17 protein-coding genes and 1 tRNA gene are annotated in these 20328 nt (G+C 46.4%); 11 read left to right on the top strand and 7 right to left on the bottom strand.

Going from position 1 to position 20328, the window contains the following annotated elements:
• Nucleotides 1-2 precede the first annotated feature (2 nt).
• Both MUK70_RS27270 and MUK70_RS27265 read left to right on the top strand, forming a co-directional pair.
• Complete coding sequence (locus MUK70_RS27270) at nt 3-1439, top strand: hypothetical protein (RefSeq protein WP_234656901.1); 1437 nt, start codon at nt 3-5, stop codon at nt 1437-1439.
• Between the two features lie 83 nt (nt 1440-1522).
• Entirely contained in the window at nt 1523-2266 is a 744-nt protein-coding gene (locus tag MUK70_RS27265; RefSeq protein WP_234656899.1) for a class I SAM-dependent methyltransferase, read from the top strand.
• On the opposite strand, the gene MUK70_RS27260 is transcribed toward MUK70_RS27265, so the two are convergent.
• The 4 genes from MUK70_RS27260 to MUK70_RS27245 all read right to left on the bottom strand — a co-directional run bounded on the left by MUK70_RS27260 (nt 2267) and on the right by MUK70_RS27245 (nt 6243).
• Nucleotides 2267-2764 (bottom strand): DUF6691 family protein, encoded by a 498-nt coding sequence (locus tag MUK70_RS27260; RefSeq protein WP_234656896.1) that lies wholly within the window; start codon nt 2762-2764, stop codon nt 2267-2269.
• A gap of 18 nt (nt 2765-2782) precedes the next feature.
• Nucleotides 2783-3358 carry a YeeE/YedE family protein gene (locus tag MUK70_RS27255; protein ID WP_234656894.1) on the bottom strand — a complete coding sequence of 192 codons (576 nt, stop codon included), beginning with the start codon at nt 3356-3358 and terminating at the stop codon, nt 2783-2785.
• A 22-nt stretch (nt 3359-3380) separates the two neighbouring features.
• Complete coding sequence (locus tag MUK70_RS27250) at nt 3381-4763, bottom strand: MBL fold metallo-hydrolase (protein WP_234656893.1); 1383 nt, start codon at nt 4761-4763, stop codon at nt 3381-3383.
• A 94-nt stretch (nt 4764-4857) separates the two neighbouring features.
• The gene (locus tag MUK70_RS27245) at nt 4858-6243 is read right to left on the bottom strand and encodes an MATE family efflux transporter (RefSeq protein ID WP_234656892.1); all 1386 of its coding nucleotides are present in this window, start codon (nt 6241-6243) and stop codon (nt 4858-4860) included.
• Between the two features lie 349 nt (nt 6244-6592).
• On the opposite strand from MUK70_RS27245, the gene hflX reads away from it, so the two are divergent.
• The 3 genes from hflX (at nt 6593) to MUK70_RS27230 (ending at nt 10100) form a co-directional block, all read left to right on the top strand.
• A complete protein-coding gene (hflX, locus tag MUK70_RS27240) occupies nt 6593-7828 on the top strand; it encodes a GTPase HflX (protein ID WP_234604270.1) in 1236 nt (411 codons plus the stop codon).
• Between the two features lie 46 nt (nt 7829-7874).
• Nucleotides 7875-7946, top strand: a tRNA-Arg gene (locus MUK70_RS27235).
• A gap of 957 nt (nt 7947-8903) precedes the next feature.
• Nucleotides 8904-10100, top strand: a complete 1197-nt coding sequence (locus MUK70_RS27230) for a L,D-transpeptidase family protein (protein ID WP_234656891.1) — start codon at nt 8904-8906, stop codon at nt 10098-10100.
• Here MUK70_RS27230 and MUK70_RS27225 read toward each other — a convergent pair.
• The 3 genes from MUK70_RS27225 to MUK70_RS27215 form a co-directional block, all read right to left on the bottom strand.
• Entirely contained in the window at nt 10058-10825 is a 768-nt protein-coding gene (locus tag MUK70_RS27225) for a murein L,D-transpeptidase catalytic domain family protein (RefSeq protein ID WP_234656890.1), read from the bottom strand. The genes MUK70_RS27230 and MUK70_RS27225 overlap by 43 nt on opposite strands.
• 168 nt (nt 10826-10993) lie before the next feature.
• Nucleotides 10994-11851: a prephenate dehydrogenase gene (locus MUK70_RS27220; RefSeq protein ID WP_234656889.1), complete on the bottom strand. Its 858-nt coding sequence runs from the start codon at nt 11849-11851 to the stop codon at nt 10994-10996.
• Nucleotides 11852-11884: 33 nt separating this feature from the next.
• Nucleotides 11885-13042 (bottom strand): pyridoxal phosphate-dependent aminotransferase, encoded by a 1158-nt coding sequence (locus tag MUK70_RS27215; protein WP_234656888.1) that lies wholly within the window; start codon nt 13040-13042, stop codon nt 11885-11887.
• A gap of 140 nt (nt 13043-13182) precedes the next feature.
• Here MUK70_RS27215 and modA point away from each other — a divergent pair, with 140 nt between their 5' ends.
• The 6 genes from modA to MUK70_RS27185 all read left to right on the top strand — a co-directional run bounded on the left by modA (nt 13183) and on the right by MUK70_RS27185 (nt 20323).
• Nucleotides 13183-13935 carry a molybdate ABC transporter substrate-binding protein gene (gene modA / locus MUK70_RS27210; protein WP_234656887.1) on the top strand — a complete coding sequence of 251 codons (753 nt, stop codon included), beginning with the start codon at nt 13183-13185 and terminating at the stop codon, nt 13933-13935.
• A 94-nt stretch (nt 13936-14029) separates the two neighbouring features.
• Nucleotides 14030-14704, top strand: a complete 675-nt coding sequence (modB, locus tag MUK70_RS27205; protein WP_234608446.1) for a molybdate ABC transporter permease subunit — start codon at nt 14030-14032, stop codon at nt 14702-14704.
• Nucleotides 14685-15578 (top strand): ABC transporter ATP-binding protein, encoded by an 894-nt coding sequence (locus MUK70_RS27200; RefSeq protein ID WP_234656886.1) that lies wholly within the window; start codon nt 14685-14687, stop codon nt 15576-15578. The genes modB and MUK70_RS27200 overlap by 20 nt, the downstream gene beginning before the upstream one ends.
• 74 nt (nt 15579-15652) lie before the next feature.
• Nucleotides 15653-16330 (top strand): SGNH/GDSL hydrolase family protein, encoded by a 678-nt coding sequence (locus MUK70_RS27195; protein WP_234656885.1) that lies wholly within the window; start codon nt 15653-15655, stop codon nt 16328-16330.
• A gap of 188 nt (nt 16331-16518) precedes the next feature.
• Nucleotides 16519-17487 (top strand): integrin alpha, encoded by a 969-nt coding sequence (locus MUK70_RS27190; protein ID WP_234656884.1) that lies wholly within the window; start codon nt 16519-16521, stop codon nt 17485-17487.
• Nucleotides 17488-17506: 19 nt separating this feature from the next.
• Nucleotides 17507-20323, top strand: a complete 2817-nt coding sequence (locus MUK70_RS27185) for an FG-GAP-like repeat-containing protein (protein ID WP_234656883.1) — start codon at nt 17507-17509, stop codon at nt 20321-20323.
• Nucleotides 20324-20328 lie beyond the last annotated feature (5 nt).

Raw genomic sequence — 20328 nt, 5'->3', positions numbered from 1 at the left:
TCATGAGAAACAGCAAACTAAAAATGCTGGCATTAGCCGGCATAATGACTGCCTATTTCCCTTTGCTGGCGCAGCACGAGCATCATCAGGAGCCCAGGAAAGACTCAGCCAAGCCCGCCACACATGATATGAAGGGCATGGATCACAAAGGCATGAAGCCTGATACTGTGGATCATAGCAAAATGGATCACAGCAAGATGGACCAGGGCAATATGCAGCATGATGTAGGGCATATGACACACAGTTTTTCCCTAAGCCTGCCTATGACACGCAATGGCTCGGGAACAGGCTGGCAGCCCGACGCGACGCCCATGTATGCATACATGAAGCACACAAACAAATGGAGTTACATGTTGCACGGAAGCGTTTTTCTGCGATACACTGCTCAAAATTTCAATAATGACGGTCTGAAAGGCTCAAAATCGAAAGTGAGTGTGCCCAATTGGTTCATGGGCATGGCGCAGCGGCAAGTTGGCAAGAATGGTTTGCTGAATGTTCGCGCAATGGTTTCGCTGGACAGATTATTTGACGGAGGAGCAGGCTATCCGCTTCTTTTCCAGTCTGGCGAAACCTGGAAGGGCGAGCCGCTGATAGACAAGCAACATCCGCACGACCTCATTTCCGAACTTTCCGTTGCTTACACGCAAAGATTAAACGAGAACATTGACCTGACGCTTTATGCAGGTTATCCCGGCGAACCGGCATTGGGGCCAACCGCATTTATGCACAGAATGTCTGCTTTCAACAATCCCGATGCCGTTTTGGGCCATCACTGGCAGGATGCAACGCACATTACTTTTGGCGTGGTGACAGCTGGAATCCGGCTATGGAAGTTCAAATTGGAAGGTTCGTCCTTCACCGGTCGCGAGCCCAACGAAAACCGTTTTGACTTTGATAAGCCGCGCTTCGACTCGTATAGTTACCGGTTACTCTTCAATCCTTCCACAAACTGGGCATTGCAGGTAAGCAGGGGTTTTATCAAAAATCCTGAACCCTTGCACGGCGGCGAAAATGTAGACAGGACAACCGCCTCTGTGCAGCATTCGGCAAATTTAAATGGTAAGAATAAGTGGATTTCAACTTCCGCTGTTTGGGGTTTGAATGAAGCTGGCGGTCATCACAAGGAACATTCAGTTTTGCTTGAATCCAATCTGCAACTGGACAAATGGGCTGTTTACGGTCGTTATGAACGGGTCCAGAAGAGCGTGAATGAGCTGGGCTTGCCTGGAAATTTATCTCTTCGCAAAGATCAGTTTCCCGTATCCATGTTCTCGATCGGCTTGAACCGCCAGATCGCATCATTCCAAAATACACTTTTACAAGCCGGCGGCCAGATCGGAATTTATTCGATCGACAAATTACTGAAACCATTTTATGGTGATACGCCGCTTTCCGGGCAGGTTTACTTGCGCATTACGCCCGGGCTGATGCGTATGTAATGTTGTGATGTTATATTTCAAGAAAGCTGCCATTCATCCTGGCAGCTTTTCGTAGTTTTGCGCTTCATTAAAAAAACCTTCCCGTGGCTTGGTATCACAATTATTTCAAAGGACTCCCGCAACGCGCCTGGAAACTACACCAGGATGAAGAATACACCGATTATGAAGTTGATTTTCTGCGGGATGTGCTCGAAATAAAAGAAAGCAGCAAGGTTTTAGACATGCTGGCCGGCTACGGACGCCACGCGGTCCCACTTGCAGAAGAAGGCGTAGCAATGACTTGCATTGATATTTCCAGTGAATATTGTGACGAATTAAAAGCGGTTGCCAAGAAGCATAATTTGTCTCTGACGGTTATATGCGACGATGTTTTGGAATGTTCCTTTGAAGAAAATGCGTTTGATGCCGCTTTTTGCATTGGAAACAGTTTCAGTTTCTTCCCAAGGGCTGAAACGCAGCAGTTTATATTAAAAATGGCCAACGCTGTAAAATCCGGCGGCCACATTGCCATCCATACAGAGAACCTCGCGGAAAGCATTCTACCAAACTTCCAGGTGCGGAACTGGATGCCTGTAAAAGAGGACATTATCTATCTTGCAGAGAACGAATACAGGCCGGAAGAAGGCTACATTGAGGCTGAGCAAACATTTATTTCCGGCTCAGAAAAAGTGACACATACGGTTCGGCAGCACATTTTTACGCTTTCGGAAATCACCTATATGTTTGAATCTGCGGGTTTGCAGGTTGTAGGAACATTCGGAAATCTGGAAGCAGATCCGTTTGCTTTGGGTGATGAACAGTTGTATCTCGTTGCCAGGAAATTGTGATCAATGCGGCAATTTTGGTTTTAGCAAACCGTAAGTCCAGGTGCCCGCAATGGCACTTAACAATGTGATTATCACCGCCACATAGCCGCTCCCAATCTGTGCAAACAATGGTCCCGGACATGAGCCGGTTATGGCCCAGCCAAACCCGAAAAGCAGCCCGCCATAAATCTGGCCTTTGCTGAATGTCTTGTCGGGAATGACAACTTCTTCGCCCGAAGTGGTTTTAATGCTGAAGCGCTTGATTAACTGAACGGAAACCAGCCCCACAAGCACCGCAGAGCCGATTACGCCATACATGTGAAACGAATCAAAACGGAACATTTCCTGGATCCGGAACCACGAGACGATTTCTGCTTTCACAAAAACAATCCCGAACAGTAAGCCAACGATCAAATATTTGAAGTTCGCGGCGAAACCTTCGGCCGACTTCTGTGTGTTGCTTCCGTCCTTATCTTCTTCCGAAAGCGTGGTTAGGGATGTATTTTCTAACTTTTCCATGCTATTTTGTATCTTAAATTAAAGAGTCAGGGTCAATAAGAAAGGCAAGATCCAATGTGTGCAAACCAAGCCACCGATAAAAAAGCTCACCGTAGCCACCAACGAAGGCCATTGCAATGTGGCTAATCCGGTAATCGCGTGGCCAGATGTGCAACCTCCCGCGTAACGGGTGCCAAATCCAACCAGAAAACCGCCAAAAACAAGGAAAATGATGCCTTTTAAGGAGAAGATGTTGGAAGCGCCGAATATTTCAGCAGGCATTAACCCTGAAAAATTTGTTAATCCAAAGCCGCTTAATGTTTGCTGCGTCGCCTCAGCGATCACCATTTCAGCAGGATTTGCCAGGTAAAAACTGGCAATAAAGCCGCCAATCGTTATCCCGGCCACAAAAAACAAATTCCAGATTCCCTTCTTCCAGTCATACTTAAAAAAGGAAATATTCGCCGGGATCACAGCCGCACAAATGTGCCGCAAGGAAGAAGAAATCCCAAAAGACTTATTCCCGAGCAGCAACAAAGCCGGCACAGTCAACCCAATCAAAGGCCCTGCCACATACCAGGGCCAAGGTCTCCGAAGCACTTCGATGATTTCCATAGGGTAGAGATTAAATAGATTATTAAAGCCTCGGCACATTCGTTTTCCCAACAGCACCGAAGCCTCCTTCAATGTTTACAACGTCGTCTATGCCCCTTGATTTCAGGATGGAGGCGGCGATCATGGAACGATAACCTCCTGCACAATGCACGTAAAGGGTTTTGTTTTTCGGGAATTCGGCCATGAGATCGTTGATGTAGTCTAATGGCAGATTTTTGGCTCCTTCAATGTGGCCGGCTGCAAATTCGTCCGGTTTGCGGACGTCAATTACTTCGGGGTTTTCGCTGTGATAGATCTCTGCAAACGCCTTGGCTGAAACATTATTCACTGCATCCACTTCCTTTCCCGCGTCAACCCAAGCCTTAAAACCACCGTTCAAAAACCCAATCGTATGATCATAACCAACCCTCGCCAAACGTGTTACTACTTCCTCTTCTTTGCCTGGCTCTGTAACAATCAGCAAATTTTGTTTCAAATCCGGGATCAGCGCGCCCACCCACGGAGCAAAACCGCCTTCAATGCCGATGTTGATTGAATTGGGAATAAATCCTTGCGCAAAATCCTCAGGTTTTCGCGTATCCAGAATAAGCGCACCCGTGTTATTGGCCTTGGCCTCGAACGCTTCGGGAGACAATGCCTGGTCGCCGCGTTCGAGCACGTCATCAATGCTTTCGTAGCCGTCGCGGTTCATTTTCACATTCTCAGGAAAATATTTAGGTGGTTCGGGCAAGCCGGCGGTCACTTCGCGAATGAATTCCTCTTTCATCATGTCGGGCCGTAATGCATAATTGAACCGCTTTTGGTTGCCCAATGTATCTGATGTTTCCTTACTCATGTTTTTGCCGCAAGCAGAACCCGCTCCGTGCGCTGGATAGACGATAATATCATCCGGCAATGTCATGATCTTTGAACGCAGGCTTTCGAACAACATTCCGGCCAGATCTTCCATTGTCAGATCGCTTTTTTGAGCCAGATCCGGGCGTCCTACATCGCCTATGAAGAGTGTGTCGCCGCTGAATAGCGCAACAGGGTTTTTATTTTTATCAGATAACAAATAACTCGTTGATTCCAGCGTGTGACCCGGTGTGTGCAATGCCTTTATGGTGATTTCTCCTAACTGAAACTCCTCATTATCAACAGCAATATGCGCCTTGAATGCCGTGTTCGCATTTGGGCCATAAACAATTTCCGCACCGGTTTTTTCAGCCAGATCGATATGACCGGAGACAAAGTCCGCATGAAAGTGAGTCTCAAATACATACTTAATTTTAGCACCAATTTTATTGGCCTTTTGAATGTAAGGCTCCACTTCGCGCAAAGGATCAATGACCGCAGCTTCGCCATTTGAAACAATAAAATAAGCGCCCTGAGCCAGGCATCCGGTATATATCTGTTCTATTTTCATGAAGGATAATGATGGTCGTTGATACGAACTTAACCAAAACACGGGGCTTTTTGTTTCTTGAATGCCGGGGACGCGATTGTCCCCGGCAATGTGATCAGACCTTTACCAACTTCCATTTCCCCAGCCTGAACCGCCAGATCCCTAACAAGGCCAGGATGGATTCTGCAAAGGGAACGGAGACAAAGACGCCGATCGGGCCAAAGTTCATCATAACAGCAAGTACATACGCCACGGGAATTTCAATTGCCCAAAAACAGATCAGGTTCAGGACCGTTGGTGTTTTGGTGTCCCCTGCCCCATTCAGCGACTGAATGACGACCATTCCATATGCATAAGCGGCATAACCCAGGCAGAGCACGCGCAGGGCCATTTTTCCCGTTGCAATTACCTCAGGATTGGGACTGAATAAACCTACAATCTCCTCAGCACCCACGAACATTAAAACGGCCAGTCCTAGTAAAAAAACGAAATTATAAGAGGCACATTTCCAAACGGATTTTTCCGCCCTGTCTGGCTTTCCGGCGCCCAGATTCTGCCCCACGAGCGTTGCGGCAGCGTTGGCCAGTCCCCAGGCAGGCAATAATGTGAACATAATCACACGGATAGCAATCGTATATCCTGCCACCACGTCACTGCCGAACTCAGATAATATACGTGTCAGAAAAATCCAGCTCGCAGAGCCTATCAAAAACTGAACGGTGCCGCCAGTTGCCACTTTGACAATGCCCGCAATAGTTTCCGGATTCGGACGCAGATCTTCCCAAAGCAAGCCTAATGATTTTTGTGCCTTGGTTAGCGAAAACAGTTGATAACCAACGCCTATGGAACGCCCCAAAGCGGTAGCAAGAGCTGCACCCGTAACACCTAACTCAGGAAATGGGCCAAGTCCGAATATCAGAACCGGCCCCAGGATCATGTTTAAACAGTTGGCCACAATCAGCGATCGCATCGCCGTTGCCGCAGAACCGGCCCCACGCAGTGCGCCGCTCAAAGAATAGAGCAAAATAACGACCGGACTGCTCAGAAACTGAATTCTGGCGAAATTTGTCCCAAGTTCTATCACCTTCTGATCGGCGCCCATAATCCGCAGGATATCGCCTGCAAACCACGTTCCGACCGTTGCGGTAACAGCCGAAATAGCTAACGAAATGACGATAACCTGCCCGACAGCATGCCGTGCACCATTTGTATTGCCCTCGCCAACCCGGCGCGCAATAGTCGCCGTCGCAGCCGTGCTCAAACCAATGGCCACTGAATAAACCAGCGTAATCACCGATTCAGTAAGCCCGACAACCGCCACGGCTTCTGTACTTACTTTGGAAACGAAGAAAATGTCAACAACGGCAAATAGCGATTCCATCACCATTTCAAGGATCATTGGGACGGACAGTAAAAAGATAGCACGGTTGATGCTTCCTTCGGTAAAACTTTCTTCGGAGCCACGAATAGCCTGACGAAGCAGTTGAAACCACTTTTTCATGGATATAAAATTGAATGTAAATAAGAGATGTGCGACTTGTGAAAGTCGCGAAAAATTGTCATTGCCCCGGAACTCCGGAGGCTGGCAGACAGATCAGGAAAGACTTTTGGTTATTGTAAACCGAGGATGATCACCAACATATTTCGAAGAATTTGGCCAAAGATACAAAAGTGTTTTTCTATTATTCAAACAAAATAATGGATTAATTAAGATGTAAATGTAATTTCGCGGTTCGGGCCGGGTGAACTTTTGCCAGCGCTATACCGTTGCCTCTCTACTCTTCCCCCCGAATTTCGGAATAAAAGTTGATGTGACTGGCGGGAAGAACAATACAATAAAACAACTGTGCATGATTGATAAAAAGAAGTCATACTCAACAGCGGAAAAGCAGGAAACTGCTGTACTTGTGGCTGTTAGTACCCAAAAACAACCGATTGAAAAGACCAGGGAATATCTGGAAGAGCTTGCTTTTCTGGCGACCACACTGGGCGTGGAGACGGTTAATACATTTACACAAAACCTGGAAAGGGCTGATATCCGGACCTATACAGGAAAAGGAAAGCTCGAAGAAATTTTGATTTATGTGACCGCTAACCCGGTTGACATGATTATTTACGATGACGACCTGACGCCTTCCCAGGTAAGAAACCTGGAAGCTGTTTTTAAGGATATTAAGGTGATCGACAGGAGCTTACTGATCCTGGACATTTTTGCCATGCGCGCGCAAACGGCGCAATCGAAGTTACAGGTTGAGCTGGCGCAATATCAATATATGTATCCCCGGTTGACCAGGATGTGGACTCACTTAAGCCGCCAGTCCGGGGTTGGTGTGGGTATGCGCGGACCGGGTGAAACGGAATTGGAAACGGATAGGCGGATCGTGAAAGATCGGATTGCTTTCCTGAAAGAAAAGCTGGAAAAGGTTGATCGCCAAAGCACTACACGTCGTAAAGAACGGGACAGACTGGTTCGTGTTGCGATTGTAGGTTATACCAATGTAGGAAAGTCAACATTGATGCGCGGGCTTTCGAAAGCAGACGTTTTTGCTGAAAACAAGCTTTTCGCGACGGTTGATTCGACGGTAAGGAAGGTGAATATGGAGAATATCCCGTTTTTGCTGACAGATACGGTCGGTTTTATCCGCAAATTGCCGACAACATTGATCGAGTCTTTTAAATCAACTTTGGACGAGGTTCGGGAAGCGGACGTTTTGCTACACGTGGTGGACATTTCGCATCCGTCGTTTGAAGAGCATCTGGATGTTGTAAACAAAACATTGGAAGAAATCGGCGCAGCTAATAAGCCTACGATTTTGGTTTTCAATAAAATTGACCTTTATAACCCGACATTCAATGCGGATAATGATGAAGGGCAGGAGATTGAGCAGACAGAAAGTGTTCTGGAGCAATTGAAAAAGAGTTATATCGCCGACAAAGCAGATCGCGTTGTATTTATTTCGGCTGAAAAGAAAGAAAATATTGAAGAATTGAGAAACACATTATTCGCACTCGTAAAAGAGCGACACTTCTCAATTTATCCGAACTGGCTTGATTTGGGATACACTGCAGTTGAAACGGAGGAATAATCATTTGTAATTCAAATGATTTTTTCCCAGTTTTGCACCCCAATTCGACTGCGTAGTTCAACGGATAGAATAGGAGTTTCCTAAACTCTAGATATGGGTTCGATTCCCGTCGCGGTCACTGAAGCCAGGCTTATGTCTGGCTTTTTTGTGTGTTATAATTGCGTAGTTCAAAGGATAGAATGGGAGTTGTCGAGCGCGACCCCGGCCTAAACTCTAGATATGGGCCGGGGTCGCGTTCGACTCGATTCCCGTCGCGGTCACGAAAGCCAGGCTTAATGTCTGGCTTTTTTGTGTGTTATAACTGCGTAGTTCAACGGATAGAATAGGAGTTGTCGAGCGCGACCCCGGCCTAAACTCTAGATATGGGTCGCGTTCGACTCGATTCCCGTCGCGGTCACGAAAGCCAGGCTTAATGTCTGGCTTTTTTGTGTGTTATAACTGCGTAGTTCAACGGATAGAATGGGAGTTGTCGAGCGCGACCCCGGCCTAAATTCTAGATATGGGCCGGGGTCGCGTTCGACTCGATTCCCGTCGCGGTCACTGAAGCCAGGCTTATGTCTGGCTTTTTTGTGTGTTATAACTGCGTAGTTCAAAGGATAGAATGGGAGTTGTCGAGCGCGACCCCGGCCTAAACTCTAGATATGGGCCGGGGTCGCGTTCGACTCGATTCCCGTTGCGGTCACTGAAGCCAGGCTTATGTCTGGCTTTTTTGTGTGTTATAACTGCGTAGTTCAACGGATAGAATGGGAGTTGTCGAGCGCGACCCCGGCCTAAACTCTAGATATGGGCCGGGGTCGCGTTCGACTCGATTCCCGTCGCGGTCACTGAAGCCAGGCTTATGTCTGGCTTTTTTAATGTTGTTATCTGAACATGCTAGCCAATTCAGGCAGCTCCCTCTCGCCCATTAAGTCACCGCCTGTTGTTTCTAAATTTCCCCAGGCGTTAAATCTTTAATACAACTCATCTTAGAAAAACATCACTAAAATCTTCAAATCGTTGGACTTTTTATAGTTCTCAGCATGGGGAATTCTTAGCATGGCAATTGTATATACTACTTCAAACAAAATACAACACAATGCAAATGCTTTCAGGCTTGGGCCGCACCCGATACATTCCTCTCGTTATTTTATTTACGCTTGCCATTCTTCAATCCTGTAAGAAGAATCCCACCGAAATGTCCCGGGAGGAGTTAGAGAGTCATTTGAGCTCCGAGCGACATTATGCTAAATTGCTGGAGTTCAGTAAAAGTGCCGGCATAAATGTCGAAAAGTTCGCCGTTGCTGGTGAAAAAGCCCCGGTTTTTGCATTACTGGAGGAAGCAGGATTTGGTCACAAACCGGCATTGCGCTACACCGAAAAGAAAATCAAAGCAGATACACTGATCCTGCGCGAAGCAGCCGAAGCCCTTGTTAAGGGCGAATCAGTGGAGAAGGTGATGGAAAAGCTGGAACCTGCTTTTCCTGTATATCGCAATCTGAAAGTGCATTACGCACGCTTGTTAAAAGAAAATAAAGCGGATAGCGCATCGCTTGTTGCGGAATCTTTGAATGCTTACCGCTGGATTAAGCGACAATCCAAGGGTGCCCCACGATTTGTAATGGTAAATATTCGCGGCGCATATCTCACCGCAATGGATTCGGCCGGACAAAATGTGCTCCGTATGCGTACGGTGGTTGGCAAAAGCGACACGCAAACCCCGACAATGGACACTTATGCAACGAGCATTGTGACCCATCCTTACTGGAATGTGCCTAAAAGCATTGCTATCAAGGAAATGTTTCCGAAAGCGGCAAGCGATCCGGAATATTTGTCAAGAAATAGAATTGAAATAATCGATAACAAAGGCCAGGCAGTAAACCCGGAAGAGATTGATTGGGAAGAACTTACAGCGGAAAAATTCCCTTATCGCTTCCGTCAGGAAACGGGCGAAGATAACTCGCTTGGGTTGCTGAAAGTGGAGATTAAAAATCCTCTGGCGATTTATCTGCATGATACAAATGCAAGATATTTGTTCAAAAGCAATTCGAGATGGAGGAGCCATGGTTGCGTGCGTGTGCAGCAACCCACGGATCTGGCCAACTATATGGCTGGCACCAAGCTGCTTGACAATGATTTCATGACCGAGCCGGACACCGTTTCCACACCACCAAAATGGCATAAGTTAAAAGCAAGAATCCCGGTATTCCTGCTTTACCTGGGTGCCGATTGTAATGAAAAAGGGGATTTGCTTTACTTTGAAGACGTATACAGAAAAGGATCGCCCAAGGTTTGATCCAGCTGTAAACCTGATAAAAGCGGTGACGCCTTAACGTACTTTTGATCAGCGGAATAGATAAACAATCCAGCGCCATTACAAAGCATACTGATCAATTTTTTTGAGTCCAAAACAGATACCGCGGGACATCCCAGGCTCCGACCTAGCCGACCCGTATTTTTGATAAACGACTCACTCACATAATCTGCTCCATGCATAACGATCGCCCTTTCCAAAGCGCGGTCGTTAATTCCTTTTTCCAACCCTTCCAGCCTAAGCGAAAGACCGTGCTTGCCATTGTAAGTCCCCAATGTCTTATAAAACCCCAAGCTGGATTGAAATGATGAATTATCATTTGAAAAACGCTTTGCAAACTCGTCACCGGAATTCCTGCCGTGTGCAACGTATGTATTAAGCAACACCTTTCTTTTGATTAAGTCAATCACATAAAGCCTCTTATTGCGAGATGACTGGCTAAAATCTGCAATGGCAAGAATAGGGTTAGCCAGATTCATTTTCTGGAAGCCATACCAAGCATAGTAAAATGCTGCTTCTGAGAGTCCCTGCTTTTTTAGATCAAGCGAGTCATACAGACTTGCCCAATGCGGCCTGGCAGCGGAATCTACCTTGATTTTTATTGAATTGGATGTTGTAGAATCGGATAAGGAATCAAATTTTTGGAACCCGAAGGAAACGCTAAGCGCAATCATTACTGCTACTAATACTGCCTGAGCTTTTGTCATTTCTAATCGTTTTATTGAGAAATCTAATTATTATCGATTGAGAGAGGAGGTAAATTAAACCCTGTTGAAGGTGCATTATTAACAGCCCGGCTTGTGTTAATGGTTCCTAAAATGCGAAAAACAGCTCATAACAAGCTGTTTTTCAACAATTTAAAAGTCGCATATTTTTTATTTTTTTTCAATTCCGGCCAAAACACGTCGGATATCATTGGCCTTATTCATAAAGTTCAGACTCGTTTCCAGGTCCTGCTGATCGATGGCATCCTTGAACTTTTTCAGCAGCTCAATGTAGTCTCCCAATGCTTTTGATACGTTGGTTTTGTTCTGATCGAAAATAGGCGCCCACATTTGCGGCGAACTTTTAGCGAGCCTGACCGTTGAAGAAAACCCGGTGCTGGCCATTGCAAAAATCGCTTTTTCATCCTGCTCCTTATCCAAAACCGTCAATCCGAGCGCAAAAGAGCTGATATGGCTTAAATGTGACACGTAAGCCAGGTGCAAATCATGTTCACCCGGCTGCATATAGTAGATTTTCATGCCTACATCGCGCAGGAAAGTTTCAACCAGGCCAAGTGACTCGGGATTGCTTTTATGCTTATCACAAATTATTACGTATTTATCTGTCAGCAACTCCTTAAATGCAGCACCCGGGCCGGAATTTTCTGTTCCTGCCATAGGATGCACAGCAACAAATTGCGCACGTTTTGCATGCGCGTCCGCAATCTGGCAAATCGCCTCTTTTGTGGAGCCAAGGTCCATAATTGTGCGGCCTTCCGGCAAATGCTCGAGCATATACGGCAAGAGTTTGTTGATCGCGTCAACAGGCGTTGCCAGCACATTCAATTCAGAAATTCGCAGCGCCTCGTCAAGGGTAACGATCTCATCGACAATACCTTTGGCCAATGCAATTTTTTGATTTACCAAAGAATTATCAACGCCGACGAATTTTACATTCGGATATTTTTCACGCAGGCTCAAAGCGAAAGATCCGCCCAACAAGCCCACTCCTATTATACTGAGAATCATTGTAATTGTTATCTATATAAAAAAACAAATGGCTTATAGCCTGATCCGTTCCACCGCTTCCCAAATCCGCTCTTTGGGCATGCAAAGCGACAGACGAATGTAACGCTGCCCTTTCGGTCCGAAAATGAAGCCGGGCGCGATGAACACGTGCTTTTCAACCAAAAGACTATTCACCAGCGATTCCGCCGACTCGACAGCATCCGGCAACTTGCCCCACAGGAACATGCCTTCCTGCTTGCGGTCCCAGGTGCAGCCGATTGTTTCCAAAATTGCCTCAGCAGCTTCCAAACGGCCTTGATACACCGCATTCCGCTCATAATGCCATTCATCCGAATTATGCAAAGCCGCCACAGCCGCTTCCTGCATTGCCCAGAACATGCCCGAATCTACATTGCTTTTTATCGTCAGCACTGCATTAATGTAAGGCTTAGCCGCTGACAACCAGCCCATTCGCCAACCCGCCATATTGTGCGACTTGCTCATGGAATTGAGTTCAATCGCCACTTCCTTCGCACCATCAACGGACAACAAACTGATCGGCGCTTTTTTATTTAAAATGAGACTATACGGATTGTCGTGGCAAAGCAAAATCTTGTGCTTCGTTGCAAATGCGACCGCTTCTTCAAACAGCTCACGCGTGGCAGGCGCTCCCGTAGGCATATGCGGATAATTGAGCCACATAATCTTGGTTTTCGGCGTTACTAGTGCTTCCATCGCGTTCCAATCCGGCTGCCAGCCAAAATCCTCACGCAACGGATATTCCTTCACAATCGCCCCAACCATTTGACTAACAGCCCGGTAAGCAGGATAACCTAGCTCGGGAACCAGCACTTCATCGCCCGGATCCAGAAATGTCAGGGAAATGTGCGTTATGCCTTCTTTTGAGCCGATTAATGGCAATATCTCTGTCGAGGGATCGAGCTTAACGTCATAAGTGTGATGATAGAAATCTGCGATTGCATTCCGATAGGCGGGCGTGCCCACATAAGGCTGATAACCATGCGCTTGCGGCTTCTGAGCGGCTTCCGACAGGGCGGTTAATGTTTCAGATGAAGGCATCATGTCCGGATTCCCTATCCCCAGGTTAATCACATCGTGGCCTTCTGCAATCAGTTTGCGAACCTCCGCAAGCTTCACCGAAAAGTAGTATTCGGAAGTCTGCTTGGTCCGCTGGGCAGTATCTATAATCATTACATTGTTATTAATTACGCTTTAAGAAGCTGGCTTTCCAACCCTGATTTCGGAACCTGCGGTCGAAATGGCGCGCAATTTACGATTTTTAACGCAATGGGATGCAATGATCATTCGGGCTTTATCCATTAAATTGCAGCATGAACATACAGCGCTTTTTTTTGTTTTTTTTGGTGTTTCTGGCAGGTTGTTCCAAACCTTCGGAGGAAATTGTTGTGGCCACCGCAGCCAACGTGCAGTATGTGATGAAGGAAATTAAGGCAGAATTTGAGAAAGAAACAGGCAAAAAAATCGACATTGTTGTAGGTTCCTCGGGCAAGCTTACCACCCAAATCCGCGAAGGTGCGCCGTTTGATGTCTTTGTCTCAGCTGATACAAAATATCCGCAGGAGATTTTCAAAAATGGCGGCTCGGCAGAAAAACCCAGAATTTATGCATTGGGCACATTGGTTTTATGGTCTAAAAAAATCCCAAAGGCAGAGCTGAATGTGGAAGTTTTAGCAGACGGCAAAATCAAAAAAATTGCCATTCCTAACCCGGAAACAGCACCATACGGAGAAGCTGCCATTCAGGTTTTAAAGTCAAAAAATGTTTTTGGAGAAATAGAAAAAAAACTCGTTTTCGGAGAAAGCATCGCCCAAACCGCTCAATACATCACATCCGGCAACGTAGAAGCCGGCTTCAATGCATTATCCATCGTCCTTTCACCAGAAATGAAAGATCAGGGAAACTACATTATCCTGGACTCTACGGACTACAAACCCATAGAACAAGCCGCTATCCTACTGAACCACAGCGAAGATTCTCCAAAAAAGAAAACCAGCGAACAATTTTATAAATTTTTGTACTCACAAAAAGCAAAAGAAATCTTCCAAAAATACGGCTACAAATAAATAACATTCAGCCCGCTCATTCAGCGCAACGGCGCCCGCTCATTCAGTCATTCAGTCATTCAGTCATTCAGTCATTCAAAATTAACCTTGCACCTTGAACCCCGAACCCCTCTGGCTTACATTCAAACTGGCAACGATCACTTCGGTTATCCTGCTGGTGCTTGCATTGCCATTGGCCTACTGGCTGGCGTTCGGAAAATTTAAGGGACGAGGGATCATTGAATCGCTGATTGGCATGCCGCTTGTGCTGCCGCCATCGGTGATTGGATTTTACCTGCTTTTAGCATTCAGTCCCTCCTATTGGTTCGGCGCTTGGATTGAAAGCTTGTTTGGGTTACGGCTGGTTTTCAGCTTTTCGGGACTGGTCATTGCCTCTGTACTTTATAGCCTGCCATTTATGGTTTATCCCATACGCGCCGGGTTACAATCGCTTCCTGCGTCATTGCGCGAAGCGTCTTACACATTGGGAAAAAATGAGTGGGAAACATTCTTTAAAGTGCTTTTGCCTAACTGCAAACCTGCCATTCTCACAGCATTTGTAATCACATTTGCACATACAGTCGGAGAGTTTGGCGTCGTGCTTATGATAGGCGGCAACATTCCAGGTGTTACAAAAGTCGCTTCCGTGGCCATTTATAATGAGGTGGAAGCGCTGAACTATGGCGCTGCGAACGATTATGCAATGGTGCTTTTTGCAATTACATTCGTTATTTTGCTGTTGGTCTATTCTGTTAACAATCGCCTGCTCCGTGTCCGACAGCCTTCTTAACGTCCATATCCAGCACACTTTGCAAACCGTCCATGGCAAAATGCCGATGGAAATTACATTATCATTGCCGAAAGGACAGATATTAGCCATTACAGGACCGTCAGGAGCAGGAAAAACCACATTATTAAGACAAATTGCCGGGTTATTAACCCCTGAAAACGGCAGAATAGCATTCGGCAGCGAAGTCTGGTTTGACAGTGCTGAGCAAAAAGCCATTTCTCCACAGCTGAGGAACGTTGGTTTTGTTTTCCAGGATTATGCATTGTTTCCACATTTGACAGTTGAGGAAAATTTATTTTTCGGACTAAAAAAGGGAAGCGACAAAAGCATTGTTGATGCATTACTCAGAGCCACGGATCTCTCCAACCTCGCAGACCGCAAACCTAACCAGCTTTCCGGCGGCCAGCAGCAGCGTGTTGCATTAGCCCGCGCGCTGGTCAGAAAACCCGCCCTAATGTTGCTCGATGAGCCGTTTGCGGCGCTGGATTACGACATGCGCTATCATTTGCAGGATATGCTGTTAAAATTCCATCGGCAACATCAGCTCACCATGATCATCGTCACGCATGACATTGGCGAAATATTCCGGCTGGCCGACCAGGTTGCAATCATTGAAAACGGTAAAATTGCCCGCCAGGGCACGCCCGCGGAAGTTTATGCGCATGAACAATCGCAGACAGGAGATTTCGTGATTTTTGGTGAAGTGCTCAGCTGCGTCAGCCATGCCGATCAGCTTCTGGTAAGCGCTTTGGTCGAAAATAAAGTGCGCCAACTCACATTGCCGCTGGATCTTGCGCCTGAAATGATCCCGGGCAACACATTTACATTGCGTTACCCCATGGATTCGGCGCGCGTGATGCTGATCAGGCATTAAAGAATCCAAATGCTTCTAAGGGTAATTTTAAAAGGAGCCGGTCTTTTTTCAAAAACCATTTTTATCAATTTTATATGCGGGTCATTTTTAAATTTTTGCAGGTTGCCATTTTCGTGCTGCCCCTCATCGCCATGCGCCAGGACAAGCCGTTGCGCGTCATATTTTTCGGAGATTCTATTACCCAGGCCGGCGTAGGTCCGACAGGCTACATCACCAAAATGACTGAAATGCTTAAATCAAAAGGTCAGGACAGCCAGTACGAGCTCATGGGCGCCGGGATAGGCGGAAACAAAGTGTACGATCTTTATTTAAGGCTGGAAGACGATGTGCTTTCCAAAAAGCCGGACGTCGTTTTCATTTATGTGGGAATCAACGATGTATGGCACAAAACATCCTCCGGAACAGGAACTGACCCTGATAAATATGTGAAGTTTTACGAAGCTTTGATCAAAAAAATGAAGGCCCAAAACATCCGCGTGATCGTATGCACGCCAACGGTCATCGGCGAAAAGAATGACGCTTCCAACCCTCAGGACGGCGACCTGAACCAATATTCCAAACTCATCCGCGAGATCGCAACCCGCAACAGCCTGCAACTCTGTGACCTTCGCAAATCTTTCCAGGATCATTTAGTCCAAAACAATCCTGAGAATAAGGAAAAAGGCATTTTAACGTCGGATAGAGTGCATCTGACGGACGAAGGAAACAAGTTTCTGGCGGAGCGGATGATGGAAGCCTTGCTGCAGAAGTGAAGGTTAAAAGAGATATTCCTGACAATTCTTAAAAAGTGTCTGGCAAATTTTGTCAGACACTTTTTTACCTTTTGGTCAATAATTCTACCGTTTATTCATCGGTTTGCAGTCGAGAATTTGGGATAAATAAAATTGCAAAGGTGGCTTAATGTCATCTTACCATTTTTTATTACCCTAAAATTCAGACCATGAAACAATATTACAAAAAGGGCATTTTTACGCTCTTATTTATCTTAGCAACGGCTTACATTGTGCAAATGCATGAGCTGTCGTCGAACAGGCCAATAACCGAAACACCTCCGCTTGTTCAATCAAGTAATGTAAAAAATAAACCAAGCGCCGTTCACGACACTACAGTGGCCAGCATCCAGCAAAGCCTGGCCAAGCGCGAATACAACATTTCTTTCGACACCGAAAAGAACACATTACAAAGCCCTAACCGCAAGCAGGGCCTGCGTGCTTACTACAAACCGGGCGTGTTAACGCTAAATAACCGCGTTGATTCAGCAGGCCATAACTTCTCCCTGAAATTGATCAACGAAGGCATCTACGCAGACGGCCGGAAGATACTCTCGGCACAATCCGATGCAAAACATGAGAATGGGGATAACAAGCTTCAAATCAAACACAAAGGATTCACAGAGGAATTTATTAACAACGAAGAAGGGGTCCGGCAGAACTTCATTATTGACTCCGCCCCTATTGCCACAAAAGAACTGCAGGTAAGGTTGTCAGCCCAAGGGCTAAAAGTCAAGGATCTGGGAAATGACGAACTTCATTTTTATGCTGAGAATAAAAAAGGCGAGCCTGCAAACAGCCTCATTTACAAAGACATTACATGCTGGGATGCGGACGGCGACACATTACCGGCCACTTTGCGTTACAAGGACGGGCTTGTACTGCTGAGCGTTAATGTTCAAAACGCCGCTTACCCGGTGACCATTGATCCCATTGTTGTAAACGGAAACCCAAGCAATGCCAATGCGATCGTAGAAAGCAACCAGATCGGCGCTCAGGCAGGGTACGCAGTATCTTCGGCCGGAGATGTGAATGGCGACGGATACAGCGATGTGCTGGTAGGAGCGCCCTTGTTCGACAGCGGAGAGACTAATGAGGGCGTTGTGTTTGTAATACCATGGCTCTGCTTCGGGACTTAGCGCCAATGCGGCGGTTACCTTGCAAAGCAATCACACCGAAGCCCAATTCGGCACCAGCGTTTCTTCTGCTGGTGACCTTAATAAAGATGGATATAGTGACGTCATTGTCGGCGCTCCTTTCTATACCAAAGGTGAGACCAAAGAGGGCGCAGTGATGGTGTACTACGGCTCGGCTTCGGGTTTGAACAGCGTAGCGACAATCCTGGAAAGCAATCAGCCCAATGCGAAATTTGGCAGGGCCGTTGAAGGACTTGGCGACGTAAATGGTGATGGTTTCAGCGATGTCATTGTCGGTGCTCCTTTGTTTGATAAGGGGCAATTCGATGAAGGCGCTGCTTTTATATACCATGGCTCAGCGGCTGGCATTAACCTGCTGGCCGCCAACATTCTCGAAAGTAACCAGGAAAAAGCACAGTTTGGCTATTGCTCCGCAGGAGCGGGCGATGTGAATGGCGATGGCTACAACGATGTACTGGTGGGAGCATATGCCTACGATAAAGGCCATGACAATGAAGGCGCCGTGTTTGTGCATCTGGGCTCTGCCGTTGGCATTAACAACAATGCCTCCGTGGTATTGGAAGGAAATCAAATCAATGCCCAATATGGCTGGTCTGCCGCAACAGCCGGTGATGTGAATGGTGATGGCTATTCCGACATTATTGTTGGGAGCTATTTATACGACTATGGACAAACAAACGAAGGTGCCGTATTTGTCTATCACGGATCAGCACAAGGCATCAAAGCAAGTGCCGCCATCAGGCTTGAAAGCAACCAACCCGAAGCAAAACAGGGCATAGCGGTAGCCTGCGCCGGAGACGTCAACGGCGAAGGTTACAGCGACGTAATGATCGGCATCTGGCAATATGACAAAGGCGAAAACAACGAAGGAGCAGTCGTAATCCATCACGGCTCACCCAATGGCCTGATATCCTCACCTGCCTCAACCCTTGAAAGCAATCAGGCTGACGCAGGAATGGGTTGGTCTGTAAAAAGCGCCGGTGATGTGAATGGCGATGGTTATAGCGACATTATAACGGGTGCGAACACATATGATACGGGGCAAACGGATGAGGGTGCGGCGTTTGTTTGGTTGGGGATGGCGGATGGGTTAAACAAAACTTATGGAACGCAACTAGAAATGAATCAGCCAGAAGCCTTATTCGGCTCATTTATATCAAGCGCTGGCGATCTGAATGGTGATGGTTATGGTGATGTAGCCATTGCGGCTTTCTATTATGACAGTGGCCAGACATCAGAAGGGGCAGTCTTTATATTTCATGGTTCTGCGGCGGGACTTGACGTTGTTCCAAATCAAATTTTAGAAAGTAATCAAGAGTATGCCTCGATGGGAAGTACTTCATCAGCCGGAGATATAAATGGAGATGGTTACGGTGATCTCATTGTAGGCATGCCGCTTTTTGGTGGCAATGATGCAGGAGCAGTTTTTATCTATACAGGATCACCGGCAGGCATAAACAGCAATATTAAAACAATAATATATGGAAAGCAGGAAGATGACGCTTACTTTGGGAATTCTGTGTCCTGTGCCGGAGATGTTAATGGTGATGGTTTCAGTGATATAATAATTGGCTCACCAGGCTTGCTCGTGTCATCACCAGCAGATCAAGGTGCGGCTTTTGTATATCATGGCTCTCCAAATGGAATTAATAAAGACGCAGCAAACGTAACATTGACAGCAAATGCATGTGGAAACTGGTGCAACTACGGCAATGAGGTCTCAGGTGGAGGTGATATCAATAATGACGGTTACGGGGATGTAATTGTTGGGAGCACTTATTATAGTAATGGTGAATTTAATGAAGGTGCTGTTTACATATATTATGGTTCTGCGATTGGGCTTAACATCAACTTAAAAATAATAGTTGAAAGTAATCGTGAAAATTCAGGTATGGGTAGTTCTTTCGAAGTCGGGGATTTAAATGGTGACGGATATTTAGATCTGGCGCTTGGAGCACATGAGTATTCAAATGGTCAACACTTAGAAGGTGCAGTTTTCATTTATTATGGATCAATTACAGGATTTGATAAAAGTCCACAAATTTTAGAGAGTAATCAGATTAATGGATGGATGGGAAATGTCGGGATTCCAGGAGATGTTAATGGAGATGGATATGCCGATTTAATCGTTGGGTCCACGTTTTACTCGAATGGGCAACTTGACGAAGGCGCAGCATTTTTATTTAATGGAACGCCTTTCGGAGTTGATCCAGCTAATTCTTTTATGATAGAGGGAAATCAAGATAATGCTTTAATGGGAAGCTCGGTGGCTGGGGCGGGTGACATCAATGGGGATGGATATAATGATGTAATTGTCGGAGCACGTCAATATAATAAGGGACAAAACGACGAAGGTGCAGCTTTCGTCTTCTACGGCAACAATAACAAAAACCTCCAAAACAACCTCCGCCTCTACAACTCCAATCTTGCAACCCTCATCAACCAATCCCAAAAAGCTAAAAACGATTTTGGGGCTGGGCTTTATGCTAAGTCATTCTTGGGTAAAAATAAAGGCAAGATGGTTTGGGAGACGAAGGCTAAGGGACAGGGATTTTCGAAAGGGGCGAATAATGTGATTACGAATAGCACAATGTCATCTGGTTCGCAGAATGCTTATGCGAGTTTGGGGCTAACTGGCATTGAGCTGAAAAGTGTTGTTGCCAAGCAGGGACCATCAACCAAAGTCCGCGTCAGGGTAAAGTATGATCCTACACTCGCCCTCACCGGCCAGCTTTATGGCCCGTGGCGTTACTTGCCCTCTTACCTAGTTGGCAATAGCATTGCGCCTGCTCCGGAGGATGTGGTAGACGATATGTAGGAGAC

It is taken from the genome of Dyadobacter chenwenxiniae, assembly GCF_022869785.1.
GTDB lineage: Bacteria > Bacteroidota > Bacteroidia > Cytophagales > Spirosomataceae > Dyadobacter > Dyadobacter chenwenxiniae.
Note: the sequence above shows the minus strand (reverse complement) of the source record. Positions and strands in the feature narration are given on the sequence as shown.